The organism is Lysobacter sp. N42 (assembly GCF_004344885.1).
The window spans coordinates 1-1,475 of sequence record NZ_SKFB01000104.1 but is presented as its reverse complement, the minus strand read 5'-3'; the positions used below and the strand labels follow the sequence as shown (position 1 = coordinate 1,475).

Annotated in this window: 1 protein-coding gene; it reads left to right on the top strand. The window is 65.3% G+C overall.

What is annotated here, in order from left to right:
• The first annotated feature begins 876 nt into the window (after positions 1-876).
• The gene (locus tag EYQ95_RS26100; protein ID WP_132332132.1) at positions 877-1,335 is read left to right on the top strand and encodes a GCN5 family acetyltransferase; all 459 of its coding nucleotides are present in this window, start codon (positions 877-879) and stop codon (positions 1,333-1,335) included.
• Positions 1,336-1,475: the final 140 nt, after the last annotated feature.

Here is a 1,475-nt window from a genome sequence, read left to right as displayed (position 1 = left end):
CTAACAATTCGTCCAAGCCGACGCCGCTTCGCGGCGCGGCTTAACTCAGGTGTTAGCTGTGTACGTGGCCTGGCCGTGTTCAGCGGTGGCGCTCGAGGTTTCCCGTCGTCTTCGGCCACATCCGGCGCCGAGGTTTCTCGGCTCGCGCCGCGCAAGCCGCGTCGTCTGCGGTATTCCATACCGCCCAGGCATGACGGGGCGGCGCTCGGCAGCATGGCGGGCCGGATCCCACGGCTTCGGCCGCCGCCGGGGTGCGGCTTTCGCCGGGTTGCTCTGACCCATTCTCGCTTCGCTCATTGCAGCGGGTGCAAAGCAAGCCGTTATGGCTGGCGCCAACAGCACCCGCTGCGCACAGCTAACAAGTCGCTCAAGCCGACGCCGCTTCACGGCTTCGTTGATCCGGCCGGTGGCTCTGGCATCATCGGGCCCCTACCGTCGCGCAGCGGCGCGGCTTAGCTCTGGTGTTAGGCCCCGCAGGCAAGGTCTCGGGTGCTGGTGAGTCTCTCTCTCTACCCTCTGCCGCCGTGCTCCGCGGCATAGCTTCGGCAACACCCGGCGCCGCTCACGGCCTGGTTCACACCAAAGCCCAATTCGCCTTCGGGCTCGGGCTCCATGCAAGTCCATCGCGCCGGCCGGTCCCGTCGCACCGGAAAGGTAGGCCGCTCCGCTTGCGGCAGCCTCAGCGTCCAAACCTCGCACCTGCAGCCATCCTCTTCGGCCGTTCGCGGGGCGCGGCATCCTTACACCGTGCCGTCGTACTATCACGTCTGGCAGTTAGGCGTTGCACCCATGGGTTCCATGCACGGGGCGGGGCCTAACAATTCGTCCAAGCCGACGCCGCTTCGCGGCGCGGCTTAACTCAGGTGTTAGGCGCCTATGAAAGCGACGCAGTACCCGGAAGTTCTAGACCCGAGCCTAGTTGGCACCTATCCCGCGTCAGCTAAGGCAGGCGGCGGTTACGTGTGGGATGCGGTCCTTGAGTATCGAGTGTGGTGCTATCCCAGAAGCGGTGCCGAAGATCTGGCCGAGGGCAGCGATTACTACTACGCGTTCGAAAGCTACGAGGAAGCGGAGGAATTCGCTCAGAGCACCAAGGGCGCGCAGGCGCCTCTCGCCCTCGTGCTCCAAGAGGAGTACATCAGCGAGCCCGAGGAAGGTCACGACATCCACATGCGGGAGCGTCGCGTCACCGAGTGGCCTGTCCGATTCCTTTCCCGCCCTCGCCGAACACCGGACACCATTCCGGCGTTCCTGGCCCCTAACGCACCGCCCAACCGGTTGGATATCCTCCGCGGTCTGGCTCAGGCACCCGGTGCATCGTCGCTAGGCGCCTAACAATTCGTCCAAGCCGACGCCGCTTCGCGGCGCGGCTTAACTCAGGTGTTAGCTGTGTACGTAGCCTGGCCGTATTCAGCAGTGGCGCTCGAGGTCTCCCGTCGTCTTCGGCTACATCCCGCACCGGGCTCCTCGGCTCG